General features: G+C 66.8%; 13 protein-coding genes. All 13 read right to left on the bottom strand.

What is annotated here, in order from left to right; genetic code table 11:
* Positions 1-16: 16 nt before the first annotated feature.
* Positions 17-1375, bottom strand: a complete 1359-nt coding sequence (locus C811_RS05655; RefSeq protein WP_016308544.1) for an ABC transporter substrate-binding protein — start codon at positions 1373-1375, stop codon at positions 17-19.
* Positions 1372-3669: a hybrid sensor histidine kinase/response regulator gene (locus C811_RS05650; RefSeq protein ID WP_022926386.1), complete on the bottom strand. Its 2298-nt coding sequence runs from the start codon at positions 3667-3669 to the stop codon at positions 1372-1374. Before C811_RS05650 ends, C811_RS05655 begins: the two co-directional genes overlap by 4 nt.
* 148 nt (positions 3670-3817) lie before the next feature.
* Positions 3818-4759, bottom strand: a complete 942-nt coding sequence (locus C811_RS05645; protein ID WP_016308542.1) for a ketopantoate reductase family protein — start codon at positions 4757-4759, stop codon at positions 3818-3820.
* A 13-nt stretch (positions 4760-4772) separates the two neighbouring features.
* Positions 4773-4925 carry a hypothetical protein gene (locus tag C811_RS16450; RefSeq protein ID WP_022926385.1) on the bottom strand — a complete coding sequence of 51 codons (153 nt, stop codon included), beginning with the start codon at positions 4923-4925 and terminating at the stop codon, positions 4773-4775.
* Positions 4926-5014: 89 nt separating this feature from the next.
* Positions 5015-5410 (bottom strand): aspartate 1-decarboxylase, encoded by a 396-nt coding sequence (gene panD, locus C811_RS05640; protein WP_016308541.1) that lies wholly within the window; start codon positions 5408-5410, stop codon positions 5015-5017.
* A gap of 3 nt (positions 5411-5413) precedes the next feature.
* Positions 5414-6265, bottom strand: a complete 852-nt coding sequence (panC, locus tag C811_RS05635; protein WP_016308540.1) for a pantoate--beta-alanine ligase — start codon at positions 6263-6265, stop codon at positions 5414-5416.
* Positions 6266-6274: 9 nt separating this feature from the next.
* The gene (panB, locus tag C811_RS05630; RefSeq protein ID WP_016308539.1) at positions 6275-7099 is read right to left on the bottom strand and encodes a 3-methyl-2-oxobutanoate hydroxymethyltransferase; all 825 of its coding nucleotides are present in this window, start codon (positions 7097-7099) and stop codon (positions 6275-6277) included.
* Between the two features lie 300 nt (positions 7100-7399).
* A complete protein-coding gene (locus tag C811_RS05625) occupies positions 7400-8227 on the bottom strand; it encodes a pseudouridine synthase (RefSeq protein ID WP_016308538.1) in 828 nt (275 codons plus the stop codon).
* A gap of 297 nt (positions 8228-8524) precedes the next feature.
* Positions 8525-9598 (bottom strand): SMC-Scp complex subunit ScpB, encoded by a 1074-nt coding sequence (scpB, locus tag C811_RS16165; RefSeq protein ID WP_016308537.1) that lies wholly within the window; start codon positions 9596-9598, stop codon positions 8525-8527.
* Between the two features lie 84 nt (positions 9599-9682).
* A complete protein-coding gene (locus C811_RS05620; protein WP_016308536.1) occupies positions 9683-10477 on the bottom strand; it encodes a segregation and condensation protein A in 795 nt (264 codons plus the stop codon).
* 9 nt (positions 10478-10486) lie between these two features.
* The gene (locus C811_RS05615) at positions 10487-11167 is read right to left on the bottom strand and encodes a site-2 protease family protein (RefSeq protein WP_016308535.1); all 681 of its coding nucleotides are present in this window, start codon (positions 11165-11167) and stop codon (positions 10487-10489) included.
* A 121-nt stretch (positions 11168-11288) separates the two neighbouring features.
* Positions 11289-13115 (bottom strand): cation:proton antiporter, encoded by a 1827-nt coding sequence (locus C811_RS0102790; protein ID WP_016308534.1) that lies wholly within the window; start codon positions 13113-13115, stop codon positions 11289-11291.
* A gap of 112 nt (positions 13116-13227) precedes the next feature.
* On the bottom strand, positions 13228-13689 hold the full coding sequence (locus C811_RS05610) for a tRNA (cytidine(34)-2'-O)-methyltransferase (protein ID WP_016308533.1): 462 nt from the start codon (positions 13687-13689) through the stop codon (positions 13228-13230).
* Between the last annotated feature and the right edge of the window lie 135 nt (positions 13690-13824).

Here is a 13824-nt window from a genome sequence, read left to right as displayed (position 1 = left end):
GCCGCGCCCCGCTCCCCTACTCGTGCAACCGGCTTTGGGCCCAGCCCTCGTCGATGGCGGCGTTGCAGTGCTCGTCCAGGGTCGCGGCGCACTCCTCGGGCGTTACCTTGCCCATGAGCAGGTCGCGGATGCAGGGGTGGAAGGCCTCGCGCACCGCCAGGGTGTCGGGGGTTTCGCCGGTGAAGTCCACCACGTTGCCGATGTTGTCGACGAACAGGTCGTAGGCGGGAATGGCATCACCGTAGCGCTCGGCCACGCGGCTCGACGCCGGCATGGCACCGGCGGCGAAGTCGAGCCAGTGATCGCTGCCGTAGACGAAGGAGATGAAGTCCTTCGCCACCTGCACGGACGCCTCGTCGCCGTTGTCGAACACCTGGAAGCCCGAGACGAAGGTGGTGGCGCAGCCGTCCTCGTCGGGGCCGGGAAAGTTCACGAGCCCCACCGTGTCGCCGTAGCGGGTGATAGAGGCGTTGTTCACCATGTAGATGGCCAGCTGGCCGGCGCGGAACAAGCTGGAGCAGTCCTCTATCTCCAGGTTCTCGGCGTGGGGCGGGAACCACCCGCGGCCCACCCCCTCCTGAATCCAGCGCAGCGCCGCCACGCCCTCGGGTCGCGAGAGGGCGAAGTGCCCCGTCTCGTCGTAGAAGGGCGAGCCGGCCGAGCGCAGCAGCGTCATGATGTGGGTGTCGCCCTGGGACGAGGCCGCGTACATCATGAGCGGGAAGGTGCCCCGGGGCAGCTCGGCGGCCAGCGTGTCCAGAATGGAGGTCCACTCGTCCAGCGACCACGAGGTAATGCTCCCCTCGGCGATGAAGCGGTCCAGCCCCGCCCGGCGAAACAGCTCCTTGCTGTAGCCGAGCACGTTCTGCCGCGCCAGGTAGGGCATCAGGTACACGCGGCCCTCCACGGTGCTGGCGTCCCACAGGTAATCGGACACATCGGCACGCAGGTCGGGCGCGATGATGTCGTCCAGCGGCACCACGCGCCCGGTGTGAACATAGGTGGACGTGTTGAAGTAGTCGCCGTAGAGCACGTCGGGCGCCTTGTCGGTATCGAAGGAGTCGGTCACAGCCTCGTCGTACTGGTTCTGCTCGAATACGATGACTTCCACCTCCACGGGCCGGGCCTCGTAGGTGGCGGCGAAGTCGTCGGCCATGGCCTCGATGACGGTCTCAACCTGGGTGATGCTCTCGTCGAACACCACGCTGTGACCAGTGCGCGGCACCTTCACCACGAGGTGCACGGGCTCTTCCCTCGATGGTGCGCAGGCATGCAGCCCCGCCGCGGCGCAGGCCCCCAGCGCCGTTGCGGCCACGAAACCGCGCCGGGTCAGGAGACGATCCGTCCAGTAGACTCGGCGGCCCGTCTCGCTCATGACAGCCCCTTTCGCACGGCTTCCAACTTCTGCAGCATGAGCCCCACGTTCAGGGGCTTGGGCAGGAAATCGTCCATGCCCGCATCTAAGGCCCGGCGGCGGTCCTCCTCGAACGTGGAGGCGGTACAGGCGAAGATGAGCACCGTGCCCGCATCGTCGCGGGGCAGATCGCGGATGGCCCGGGCCGCCGCGTAGCCGTCCATAACCGGCATCTGGGCATCCATGAAGATGGCGGCGAAGTGTCCCGCCGCCGACGCCTCGAAGACGGCCACAGCCTCGGCGCCGTTGCAGGCCACCGTGACCGAGAAGCCCTCTTCGGTGAGGATGCTCGCGATGATGTCGGCGTTCAGCTCGTTGTCCTCGGCCACGAGAATCTCCACCGGCGCGCTCGCGACCGGCTCAGGCGCCTCGGCGGCCGCCAGCTCGCCTGTCGTTGCATCCGCACCCTCGGCTGCGACAGCCTCCACGTTCGCAGAATCGGCATCCGCTCCCCCAGCGGTAGCTTTCCTAACCGCGACCGCCGCGCCCGTCGCCTCCGCGCGGGCCGCTTCCTCCGCAGAAGGCTCCTCGGCCGCCTGCCCCGCAGCCCCCTCAGCCGCTGTGTCGTCGCAGCGGGCCGGATCCAGGGGCAGGGGCAGCTTCACCGTGAAACAGGATCCCTCGCCCAGCGTGCTCTCCACCGTCAGGGTGCCGCCCATCTGCTGCACCAGCAGGTAGCTGATGGACATGCCGAGCCCGGTGCCCTTCTGGGACTCGCTGTTACTGTTGCGCTCCTGGGTGAACACGTCGAAGATCTGCCGCTGGAATTCCGGCGTCATGCCACAGCCGGTATCGGCAACGGCAATGGTCAGCTGGGCCTCGCGCCCCGACGCGGCCACGAACTCGCTCGCCGTCAGCGTGATGGTGCCGCCCTCGGGGGTGAACTTCACGGCGTTGGACAGGATGTTCATGAGCACCTGGCTGATGCGCACCTCGTCGCCCACCAGATGAGGGCGGCTCACCCCGTCGCAATTCCGCTCGAAGCGAATGCCTCGCACCTCCACGGGCTCGCGCTGCATGGCGCACACGTTCTCGATCATCCCGATCGCGTCGAAGGGCTCGTGGACGAGCGTCACCTTCCCCGCCTGCAGCTTCGACACGTCCAAGATGTCGTTCACGAGCGAGAGCAGGTACTGGGCCGCCTTGCCGAGCCGGCTCACGTAGCCGGCCATGGCCTCCCTGTCGTCGATATGGCGTTCCATCAGGTGGTTCAGGCCGATGATGCCGTTTAAGGGCGTGCGGATCTCGTGGCTCATGTTGGAGAGGAACTCGGTGCGGGCGGCCACTTCGGCCCGGGCGCGCGCCGATTGGCGCACGAAGCGCAGGATGAGGGCCATCATGATGCCCACCACCACGAGGGTGGCCGTGATCATGCCCACCGTAAGGGCCATGAACGGGGCGAAGCGCTGGGCGAACACCTCGGTGGGCACGGCCATGATGAACGACCAGGCAGTGCCCTCCACCGGCGCGAAGGACATGACGAGCCGCTCCCCTTCCCCGGTCGTGCAGTTGATGACGAAGCTGGCCCCCTCGGCGATGTTGCGGCGCACGTCCTCGATGGTGACGCCGCCCTCGATGGAGCCGGATTCCAGCATGGCATAGAAGTTGTCACGGCCGGCCAGGTCGGTGGCGGGGCTGGCGCTGACGATGTAGTACCCCTCGGCGTCCACCACGCTGGAAACGCCCTGGTCGCCGAAGCTCTCGATGACGAGCTGGTTGGAAATGGCCGACAGGTCGCTGCGGCCGAGCAGTCCCACGAAGGTATGCTCGCCGATGCGCAGGTTGTCCAGATCGACGCCGAAGATGAGCGACTCCTTGGTGGTTTCCAAGCGCCCCATCTCGTCGTCGTACAGCGTGGCGAAATGACCGCGCTCTCCCCTGAACAGCTCGTCGTAGCTGTGCTCGTCGGCATCCAGCACGAGATAGGAGCTGCTGTAGAGAACGCCCTGGTCGTCGATGAGGTACAGGGCGTTGAACAAATTGGACGAGGCGGCTTCCAAATTCAGCTGCTCCTGGGCCTCGTGCACGTCGCGCACCTCGTAGACCCCCATGCGCTTGACCACCGCGTCCAACCGCCCGTAGGCGTCATCCAAGGCACCCTCGATGGTCTCCACGTCATGGCGGGAAATCTCGTCCACCGAGGTCATGAGGTTGTTGCTCACCGTGGCCGACAGCTGCGCCAGATACACGCAGGCGGCCCCCGTGATCAGCAGCACCGTTACGGCCACGATGGCGATGTACTTTCCTCGGTTCACGGGCATCCTCTTGTCCGGCTGATGACGTTTTCCCAACGACAGTGTAACACTGAACGGCCGCGGGCTCAAAGGACGGCCAGGTGAGAGAGGAAGGCAACGGGGCCGTCCCTCGGCGGAGCGGCCCCGTTGAGAAGATGCGGGCGCTTCTCTACCAGCTCGCTTCCAGCGCCTTGATGGCAGCGTAGAAGCGCTCGTTCACCGGCGTGGGGATGCCGTGGGCGGCGCCGAGGCGGTTGATGGTGCCGCTGAACAGCTCCACCTCAGTGGGTCGGCGGGCCAGCACATCCTGGCGCAGGGAGGGCATGCCCGCAGGGTTCAGGTGGTCGATGATGCCGAGCCAATAGGCCACGTCCGCATCGGTGAGGTCCACGCCCTCGGCCCGGCCCACCGCGGCCACCTCCCCCATGGCCCCGATCATGGCCTCGCGGGCCTCGCCGGGGGCGTGGATGCCGTCAAAGCAGCAGTCGTACACCGCACAGGCCTGGTTCACCCCCACGTTGCAGATGAGCTTGCCCCACAGCTGGTGGCGGATATCCTTAGGGCAGATGAACGGCTGGTCAATGGCGGAGAGCCAGGCGGTGACCCGCGCGAGGTTCGCCTGCTGCACCGGGCTTTCGCCGTCGCGCACGCCCAGGGCGAGCACCCCCACGCAGCCGGCGGTGACCACCGGTCCCACCTTGCGGGAGTCCATCTGCTGGGCCACGCACAGAAGCACCCGGTCCCACCCGAACCGCTCGGCGAGCACCTCCTCGCTCGTCACCCCGTTGAGAACCGAGATGATGGCGGTGTCGGGCCCCACGAGCGGCGCCGACTGTTCCATGGCCTCGGCCAGGGCGCCGTACTTCACCGCGTAGAGCACCACGTCGAAGGGCGTTGTCGCCGCCCGCGCTGCCGCCTCGGCATAGGTGAGGTAGGTGGCGGCGATGGGCTCGCCGTTGAACACGGTGGGCTCGGCCCGGTAGCGCTCGGTGCGCGCCTCATCGGCCACGACGAACACGCCGTCGGCCCCCATGGCGCGTCCGAAGCACCCGGCATACATCGCCCCGAGCGACCCGAACCCCACAATGGCAACTGTTTCAATAGGCTTCATAAGAGCCTCCTCGTTATTTAAGAATGGCAACTTCACCAAAGCGCCGGGCTTCCGGTTGCCCGCGCTCGTCGGCCTCTGAGCGCCCTGCGAAGAACGCAGCGGCGAAAGAAGCAGATTCCACTTCAGCAGCAGCGATACCGGGAAGGTGCCGATGAGCGTGCGTCATCTCCTCTGCTTCCTTGAGCTGCGTTCGCAGCAGGATCAGCGCGAAGCGGACGACGAGCGCGGGTGGCCGGAAGCCCGATCGTCCGTCTTCTACATATCTTCCAAACGCCCGTGCCTCTCGTAGCGGGTGATGCGGGCGACGCGGTTCTCGTCGTCCACGAACACCACGCGCGGAGCGTTGGCGGGGTCGGCGAACTCCTCGGGGGTCATGCTCGCGTAGGCCATGATGATCACCTTATGGCCCGGTTCCACGCAGTGGGCTGCGGCGCCGTTCACGCAGATCATGCCGCTGCCGGGCTCGCCGGCGATCACATAGGTCTCGAAGCGGTTGCCGTTGTCGATGTCCACCACCTGCACACGCTCGTACTCCATGATGCCGGCCGCCTCGGCGAGCGCCGTATCGATGGTGATGGAGCCCACGTAATCCAGCTCGGCCTGCACGACGGTGGCGCGGTGGATCTTGCCCTTCAGCACATTCAGCAGCACGGGTTACTCCTCTTCCTCGTACAGGAAATTATCGATGAGGCGCGTGGAGCCGATATAGACGGCCATGGCGATCAGGGCCGAGGCACCGATGCGGTCGGTCGGCTGCATGGTGGCGCCGTCCACCACCTCGATGTAGTCGATGCGGGCGAGCGGTTCGGCTTCCACAATGGCCGCCATAAGGGCGCGCAGAGCCGCCCCGTCGCGCTCGCCGGCGGCCACGGCTGCCTCGCCGGCGCGGATGGCCCGGGACAGCACGAGGGCCGCCTGGCGCTCCTCGGGCGACAGGTAGGCGTTGCGCGAGCTTTTGGCCAGACCGTCCTCTTCGCGCACGATGGGGCAACCCACCACGGCCACGTTCATGTTCAGGTCGGCCACCATGCGCTTGATGATGGCCAGCTGCTGGGCGTCCTTCTGACCGAAGAAGGCCCGGTCGGGCTGGACGATGTTGAACAGCTTCGTCACCACGGTGCACACGCCCCGGAAGTGCCCCGGGCGCGAGGCGCCGCACAGGGCGTCGGTCAGCGTTTCCATGACCACGTAGGTGTTATGGGCCGGCAGATACATCTCCTCGGCCGTGGGATGGAACACCGCATCCACCCCATGGGCATCGCAGATGGCGCCGTCGCGATCGATGTCGCGGGGATAGGCGTCGAAGTCCTCGTCGGGCCCGAACTGCAGCGGGTTCACGAACACCGACACCACCACGCGGTCGCAGGCAGCGCGGGCCGCATCCATCAGGCTCTCGTGGCCGGCGTGGAGCGACCCCATGGTGGGAACGAGCCCCACGGTGAGCCCCTCGGCCTTCCAAGCGGCGATTCGGGCCTTCATGGACCCAACGGTTTCGATGATCTCCATGACGGCCTCCTACAGGTTCTCGAGCACGCCATCGGGCGCCTGGTAGCAGTGCTCGGCTGCCGGGAAGGAGCCGTCCTTCACGCAGCGGTCGTACTCGGCGTAGGCGCCCCTCATGACCTCGCCCACCTCGGCGAAGCGCCGCACGAACTTCGGCGTGAAATCGTGGAACATGCCGAGCATGTCCTGGTTCACGAGCACCTGGCCGTCGCAGCCGGCCCCGGCCCCGATGCCGATGGTGGGGATGGTCAGCTCGGCCGACACGCGCGCGGCCAGCTCGGCGGGAATGGCCTCCAGCACCACGGCGAAGGCGCCGGCCTCTTCCACGGCATGGGCGTCTTCGAGCAGCTTGCGGGCGGAATCGGCCGTTTTGCCCTGTACCTTGAAGCCGCCGAAGGCGTTCACGCCCTGGGGCGTGAGCCCGATGTGGGCGCAGACGGGAATCTGGGCGGCCACGATGGCGCGGATGCGGTCGGCCACCTCCACGCCGCCCTCCAGCTTCACAGCGTTGGCACGGGCCTCCTTCATAAGGCGGCCGGCGTTCACCACCGCGTCGTATACGCTTGCCTGGTAGGACATGAACGGCATGTCCACGACGACGAGCGCCCTCTTCGTGCCGCGGGCCACCGCCGCGCCGTGGTGGATCATGTCCTCCATGGTCACCGACACCGTGTCGCCCAGGCCCAGCATCACGTTGCCGAGGGAATCGCCGACGAGGATGGAGTCGATGCCGGCCTCGTCCACCAGGCGCGCCGTGGTGTAGTCGTAGGCGGTGATCATCGAGATCTTCTCGCCTTTTTGCTTCATGGTTTGGAATGTGGAAACTGTAACGCTCATGAGCGCCTCCTTTGCGATCCTGCCGCCTTGGGCCCTATCCCAAGTGCAGCGGTATCCTTCTCTGGCGCGTATTATAGCCGCCGCAGAGGGCGGCACAAGGGGAAATAACGAGCGTTTCGATCAGATTTGCCGATGCCGCCATGGACGCCGCCTATGGAGTGAGGCCTCCTCAGCATGGATGCGCGTGGGCGAGCGCCGCGGCACGGGCGGACGGCCGCGGACAGCCGGGCCCGGAGCGCCCCGAACAGGAAACGACCAGTTGAATCGGCATCGAGGGCCAATCCGGCGAAAGCACGTCTGCTAGGAAGCAAGCTCCTTCAAGGCCGCCACCTCGGCATCGGTCAGCTGGCGCGCCTCTCCTCGGGGCACGTCTCCCAACTCGAGCGGGCCGAACGCCTCGCGGTGCAGCGCGATGACCGGATGCCCCACCGCCTCCAGCATACGGCGCACCTGGCGTTTGCGGCCCTCGCGCAGGCGCACCTCCACATAAGAGCTCTTCCCCGCCAGAGCGGCGCGGCTGCGCTTGCCGCCATGGCGTTGGCGCCGACCGCTCGCGGCCGCATCCGACCCGATGAGCCGCTCGGCCCGCCGCGCCTCGTCGCCGACGAGCGAACGGGCCCCAGCCGGCAGCGTGGGCCCGTCGTCCAGCATGAGGCCCTCGCGCAGACGACGCAAATCGTAGTCGGTCAGACGGCCCTCCACAAGCGCCAGATAGGTCTTGTCCACATGGCGGCGCGGATGCAGAAGCCCATGGCCCAGCTCGCCGTCGGTGGTGAACAGGAGCAGCCCCGTGGTGTCGGCGTCGAGCCTTCCCACCGGAAAGAGCGCCGGGTACGCGGCCAGCGGGTCGGCCATGAGCGCGGCCACCGTGGGCCGACCCTGGGGATCGCTCATAGTGGTCACGAAGCCGGCCGGTTTGTGCAGCATGAAGGTGGCCCCTTCCTCGGGAAGCGCCACCGGCACGCCATCCACGGCCACCGCATCGGCGGAGGGATCCACCGTGGTGCCCATCTCGGTTACCACCGCACCGTTGACCGTCACATGCCCCGCGGCGATCAGAGCCTCGGCATGACGACGCGAGGCCACCCCAGCCCGTGCCAGAAACTTCTGCAGGCGCATCTCAGCCATTCTGACGCCTCCCCGATTCTCGTTTTCCGGTCGTATTCAAAATCTGCTGGAGTATTCGCCTTTTGCGGGAAGCACCCCGCTCCTGTATCTGAAACGGCCCTTTTTGCGCAGCAAACTCCGCGAGATAGACACCGCCGCAATCTTCTCGCGCCACGAAGCCCAAAAAAGAGCTCCGAGGAAGATCATTTCCCCAGATAGCGGTTAGCCGTTTGCTACTTGTCAGAGACAACACCGTTGCACCCTATCTACTTCGCGGAGTTTGCTGCACAATTTCGCGGGCAAGAGGAACAAAACTCGCTACTCATCGTCGGTCTCGAAGGTGAGGGAATCGAAATCGATCTTATCCACCACCCCGAGGGTCGAGGCGATGGCTTCGGCGAACATCGCCTCGGCGGACTTCTCACCGGGACGGGCGGCCCGCAATTCGCCAGCGGCTTCCCCGGCGCGAACAGCCCGCAATTCGCCAGCGGCTTCCCCGGCGCTGACAGCTCGCAATTCGCCGGCGGCCCCTCCGATGGTCGCGGCCACCGTCCCAAGGCCTTCGCCGCCCGCGACATCCGCAGCCGCCCCGAACGCGCTCTCGCCTTCAGGCCCCTCCTCGCCAGCCCCCGCGCGCTCGGCCGTCCCGGCGCGCTCGACATCCAGCGCCTCGGTCAGCGACGCGGCGGCGGCATCCAGGCCGGCGTACATCTCCTCATCGAAGAGCAGCGCCTCGCCGTCGCCCTCGGCCGCGTCCTCCCCCATGAGGGCCCGGGCCATGCCGCGGGCCTGCTCATCGCTTACGGCCACATCCTCGCGGGTGGCGCTCAGACGCTCGGTGATGAGCCGGCGCGTCTCCTCGTCGGGGGCGAAATCAGCCAGATCGGGCAAATCGGCCGGGCTGCGCAGGCCGAACTTCTCCAGGAAGCCGCAGGTGGTGCCGTACAGGGTGGGGTTGCCCGGGGTGTCGGCCGTGCCCACCTCGCGCACGAGCCCCTTCTCCACCAGGGAGTTGATGGGGCTGTCGGAGTTCACGCCGCGCACGCTGGCCACCCCGGCGCGGGTCACTGGCTGGGTGTAGGCCACGATGGCCAAGGTCTCCATGGCCGCCGCCGACAGCTTGCGGGTGTCCCACGACAGCACGTACTTCTCGATGAGCTCATGGTAGGCCGGGTGCGTGAACAGCCGCCAGCCGCCAGCCACCTCCCGCAGCTGGATGCCCGACCCGTCTCGCTCCAGCTTCTCACGCAGAGCCACGAGGGCCGCCTCCACCTGGCCCGGCTCGCATTCCAGCATCTCGGCCAGGGCGATGGTGCCCACCGGCTCGTCGGTCACGAACAGCATGGCCTCCAGAGCCCCCGCCAGCTGGTGCTCCTGCAATCCCTGAAACATCGTCTATCCCTTCGTCGTATCGCACCCCGCGCCACAGCTCACATGGCCCCGCCAGGGCGCTCGCGCCGCTGCACGCAGGCGCGGCTACTCTTGCTCTCCCACCGACGTCAGCGCGTCGTCGCCCTCCAGGTTCAGCTCGCCGGAGCCCTCGATGTAGTCGATGGCAATGTCGCCGAAGGCCTCGTCCTGCACGAGGTTCACCATCACCCGCTTGTACAACTCGAGAATGGCCAGAAACGTGACGACCAGCACCTCCTTGGGCGTCTCGGGCCCCACCAGCTCCGAGAACCGCATCTTCTTGCGGTTGCGGATGCGCTGGTGAATGGCCCGCACGTGCACCTCCACGGGGATGGGCTTGGCGGCGATATGCTCGCTTTCCAGCAGGAACACCTCGCGCCGGGCCAGCGCCGCGGCCGCCTGGTAGGCCAGCGCGTCCACGGTGACACCGGCCAGAAAGTCGGGCATGAGGCCCAGGAAGCACGCGTCGGGCCCGAAGGGGCGCGTGTGCATGCGGCCCTCGGCGATGAAGCGGTTGTGCAGCACGGCGGCGGCGTTCTTGTACTTCTTGTACTCCATGAGCCGCTCGACCAGGATGTCTCGAGCCTCGGAAGGAGCCAGCTCGGCGAACTCCTCGTCCAGCTCGGTGCGCTCGCGGGGGATGAGGCTTTGGGCCTTGATCTCCAGCAGCGTGGAGGCCACCAGGAGAAAGTCGCTCGCCACGTCCAGATCGAGGCTGTCCATGCGGGACACCTCTTCGAGGTACTGGTCGGCGATCTCGGTGATGGAAATAGCCCCGATATCCACCTTCTGGCGGCTGACCAGGTACAAAAGCAGGTCGAAGGGGCCCTCGAAACTGTCGATGCGAACCTTGTAGGACACGGGAAGCCCTCAGGAGAAGAACGGCGGGAACATGAGGTCGAACAGGTTGCCGGCTGTCACGCCCAGATACCACGAGAACGGGTTGAAATGGAACACGTAGGGAAGCACCACAACCGCGATCATGAAGATCGGGAAGGCGTACTGCTGGATCTGGTAGTACTTCGGCAGGTACTTCGCCGGCAGGAGGATGGCGAAGATGGAGGAGCCGTCCAGCGGCGGGATGGGCAGCAGGTTGAAGAACATGAGGTACAGGTTGATAAGCGCGAACGTGGGCAAGAACATCACGTAGAAATAGGCGAACAGCTCGCTGTTGGCGAAGGCGGGGTTGGCCACAAGACCCGAGCAGCCCCAGGCCACCGCCGCCGCGATGGCCGCCATAGCCAGATTGGCCGCCGGCCCGGCAAGGCCCACGATGACGTCGTCGCGACGCGGATCCTTGAAGTAGCGCGGGTTGTAGGGCACGGGCTTGGCGTAACCGAACACCGGCCAGCCCATGAACATGAGCATGGCCGGCAGGATGACCGTGCCGAAGGGGTCGATGTGCTTGAGCGGGTTCAGCGACAGGCGGCCCGAAGCCTTGGCCGTGGGGTCGCCCAACTTATAGGCGGCGAAACCGTGAGCCACCTCGTGCAGCACGAGGGCGGGCACGAAGCTCAGAACCGAGCAGATGATGTATGCGATGTTAACCATAGCCCGACAGTGTAGCGCACCGCGTCCGCTGCCGCCCCGCTGCCATGGCGAACCCACAGAAACCGCCGACGAGCGAGCGTAGCTGGACAGCCCGATACCGGGCGGGCAACCTCGCGGAGCGCTAGTCGAGCGTCAGCTGCTGGATGTACACGTCGTTGCGGAGCTCCTTGGCGTGGGCCGCGTCGATCACACCCGCCTCGCGCATCTGCTTGATGAGCTGCAGCTCGCGGGCAAGAGCCTGGGACTGCACGTCCTCCACGGCCTCGTAGGTAGCGCGCAGGGCCTGGAAGTAGCCCGTAAGGCCGCCAACGGCATCGGCATCCGCGTCGGACGGCCCCGCTCCAACCGGACCCTCCCCTGCCTCGTCGTCCTCGGTCTCGCCATCCCACTGGGCGGCAGCCCGGCTGAGGGCGTCCATACGGTCGTACAAATCCCCCACCCGGGCGATCTCGGCGCGGGCGCGGGCGGCTGCGGCGGCCGATGCCGCGGGAACGAGGTCCTCCAATATCTCGGCGTAGCGGTGCATGACGATGACCGTGGCCGGCTCGTCGATGGTCGCAGGCGCACCCGCGGAAGCCTCTTCGCCCGTGCGCACGGCACCCGTGAAAGGAGCGTCGGCCCGAATGGAGGCGATCACTTCCAAGATCAGGGAGACCTCGGCATCCACCCGATCGCGCGAGCGAGCCGCCGAGCGCTTCGAGGGAACGAGGGCGGGTACGGCGAAGTCGGCCAGGACGAGGGTGAGCACGATCATGCCCGAGGCCACGGAGACGAGCATCGAGCGGTCGGCGGCGGAAAGCGCCCCGGCCGCCGTAAGCGTCAGCATGAGCGAGAGGGTAATGCCGCCCTTGGCGCCCGCAAAGGCCACAGCGAGTGTGCCGCGCAGGGCTTGCGGCGTCAAGCAGGACGCCGCAGCGCGCCCGGCCCTCGCCGCGGCCAGGGCGTCCATGGCGAGCAGCCACAGAAAGCGCACGCCCTCCAGCACTACCGTGAGCACTGCCACCGCACCGAGCAGCGCCGCCGGATCGCCCAGGCTCCCCTCGGCCGCCGGCGCGAGCAGGCGCGGCAGCTGCATGCCGAGGATGACGAAGATGATGCCGTTGAGCACGAACTCCAAGGTCTGCCACACGCCAGCGGCCTGAAGCTTCGTGCGCGCGGTGGCCACGGTGTGGCGCTGCGGCAAAAGCGACATGACGAGCCCCGCGGCCACCACGGCGATGACCGCTCCGATATGCAGCGATTTCGCCGTCAGATAGATGACGAAGGGCAGGAGCAGCTCCAGCATCACGTGAAGCGTGGGGGTATCGAGCCCGGTGCGGCGGATGAGCTCCAGAAGCCCCCAGGCGAGCACGCCCATGACCAGGCCGCCGGCGAACCCGCCGAACAGATCAAGCGCGAATTCCTCGCCCGCATGCACAAGCGAGAACGCGCCGGTGGCCAGAAGCGTCACGCAGCACTGGAAGATCACCGTGCCGGTCACATCGTTGAACAGGGCCTCGCCCTTGAGCAACGCCTCGTGGCGGCTCCCGAAGCGGCGGTCGTGGGTGAGCGCCGTCACCGCCACGGCATCGGTGGAGCCCATGGCCGCGCCGAGCGCGCAGGCTGCCGCAAGCGGAATCGCCGGCACCAGGGCGTGCAGCGTCGCCCCGCAGGCGACGACGATGGCGAAGACGAGCCCCACCGACAGCGACGCGATACCCCAGCGGTTCTTCCACAGCGCCCCGGAATCCACATGGCGCGTCTCGTTGAAGTGCAGCGGTGCGATGAACAGGATGAGCAGAAGCTCCGGATCGATCCCCCACTCCAGCGGCGTGGCCACAGCCGCCGCGATAACGGCGCCCAGGGCCACTTGAACGAGCGGCAGCGACACCCGCGGCAGGAACTTGTCCAGGATGCTGGAGGCGATGACCGCCGCCAACAGAAACAAAATCAGCTCGAAGGTCTGCAACGCGTACCAGCTCCTTATGCGACGGAAAAGTTTCGGAATACCTTAGCGAATAAGCCCGGAAGCCGCCGGGGCGCTTCTGCGAGCGCACCTCGTCGCTCGGGAGCGGGGCATCTCAGGAAAGGCCGGGGAAATCCTGCTGACGCAGGGCCTCGTAGGCGGCGATGGCCACCGCGTTCGAAACGTTGAGCGAGTCGAGCCCGGCGCCCATGGGAATGCGCACGCACTCATCGGCGAAGCGCTCGATGAGGTCGGCATCCAGCCCGCGGCTCTCGCGTCCGAACAGCAGAAACGCATCGGGCCCATAGGCCACCTCCGCATAGGTGCGCGATGCGGCGCCGGTGAACAGGTGCAGCTCGTCTTCCCCGTGGGCCTCCAGAAACGCCCCGAGATAGGGCCACCGCACGATGTCCACATCGTTCCAGTAGTTGCACCCGGCCCGCTTCAGGTTCTTCTCGGTAGGGCGAAACCCCATGGGCTCGATGAGGTGCAGCCGGCTCCCCGTGCACGCGCACGTGCGAGCGATATTCCCCGCATTCTGGGGAATCTCCGGCTCAACCAACACGATGTTCAGCATCTCTCTACCTCAACCTAGTCAACGTGCAGAGGGATACGGGGTGGTGCTCACCAAGCGAGTTCCGCAGCGAACGAAACAGTCCAGTGGACTGTTTCGCCGAGCGAGGACTGTCTGAGCGACTGAGCATTACCCCGT

The sequence above is a fragment of the Adlercreutzia caecimuris B7 genome, from assembly GCF_000403355.2.
Classification (GTDB): domain Bacteria; phylum Actinomycetota; class Coriobacteriia; order Coriobacteriales; family Eggerthellaceae; genus Adlercreutzia; species Adlercreutzia caecimuris.
The sequence above is the reverse complement of the archived record's forward strand: the minus strand, read 5'-3'. Positions and strand labels throughout refer to the sequence as shown.

Coding starts and splice junctions, on each gene's coding strand:
- C811_RS05655 (WP_016308544.1), bottom strand. CDS start 1,375: ATGAGCGAGACGGGCCGCCGAGTCTACTGGACGGATCGTCTCCTGACC.
- C811_RS05645 (WP_016308542.1), bottom strand. CDS start 4,759: ATGAAGCCTATTGAAACAGTTGCCATTGTGGGGTTCGGGTCGCTCGGG.
- C811_RS16450 (WP_022926385.1), bottom strand. CDS start 4,925: ATGACGCACGCTCATCGGCACCTTCCCGGTATCGCTGCTGCTGAAGTG.
- panC (WP_016308540.1), bottom strand. CDS start 6,265: ATGGAGATCATCGAAACCGTTGGGTCCATGAAGGCCCGAATCGCCGCT.
- panB (WP_016308539.1), bottom strand. CDS start 7,099: ATGAGCGTTACAGTTTCCACATTCCAAACCATGAAGCAAAAAGGCGAG.
- C811_RS05625 (WP_016308538.1), bottom strand. CDS start 8,227: ATGGCTGAGATGCGCCTGCAGAAGTTTCTGGCACGGGCTGGGGTGGCC.
- scpB (WP_016308537.1), bottom strand. CDS start 9,598: ATGTTTCAGGGATTGCAGGAGCACCAGCTGGCGGGGGCTCTGGAGGCC.
- C811_RS05615 (WP_016308535.1), bottom strand. CDS start 11,167: ATGGTTAACATCGCATACATCATCTGCTCGGTTCTGAGCTTCGTGCCC.
- C811_RS05610 (WP_016308533.1), bottom strand. CDS start 13,689: ATGCTGAACATCGTGTTGGTTGAGCCGGAGATTCCCCAGAATGCGGGG.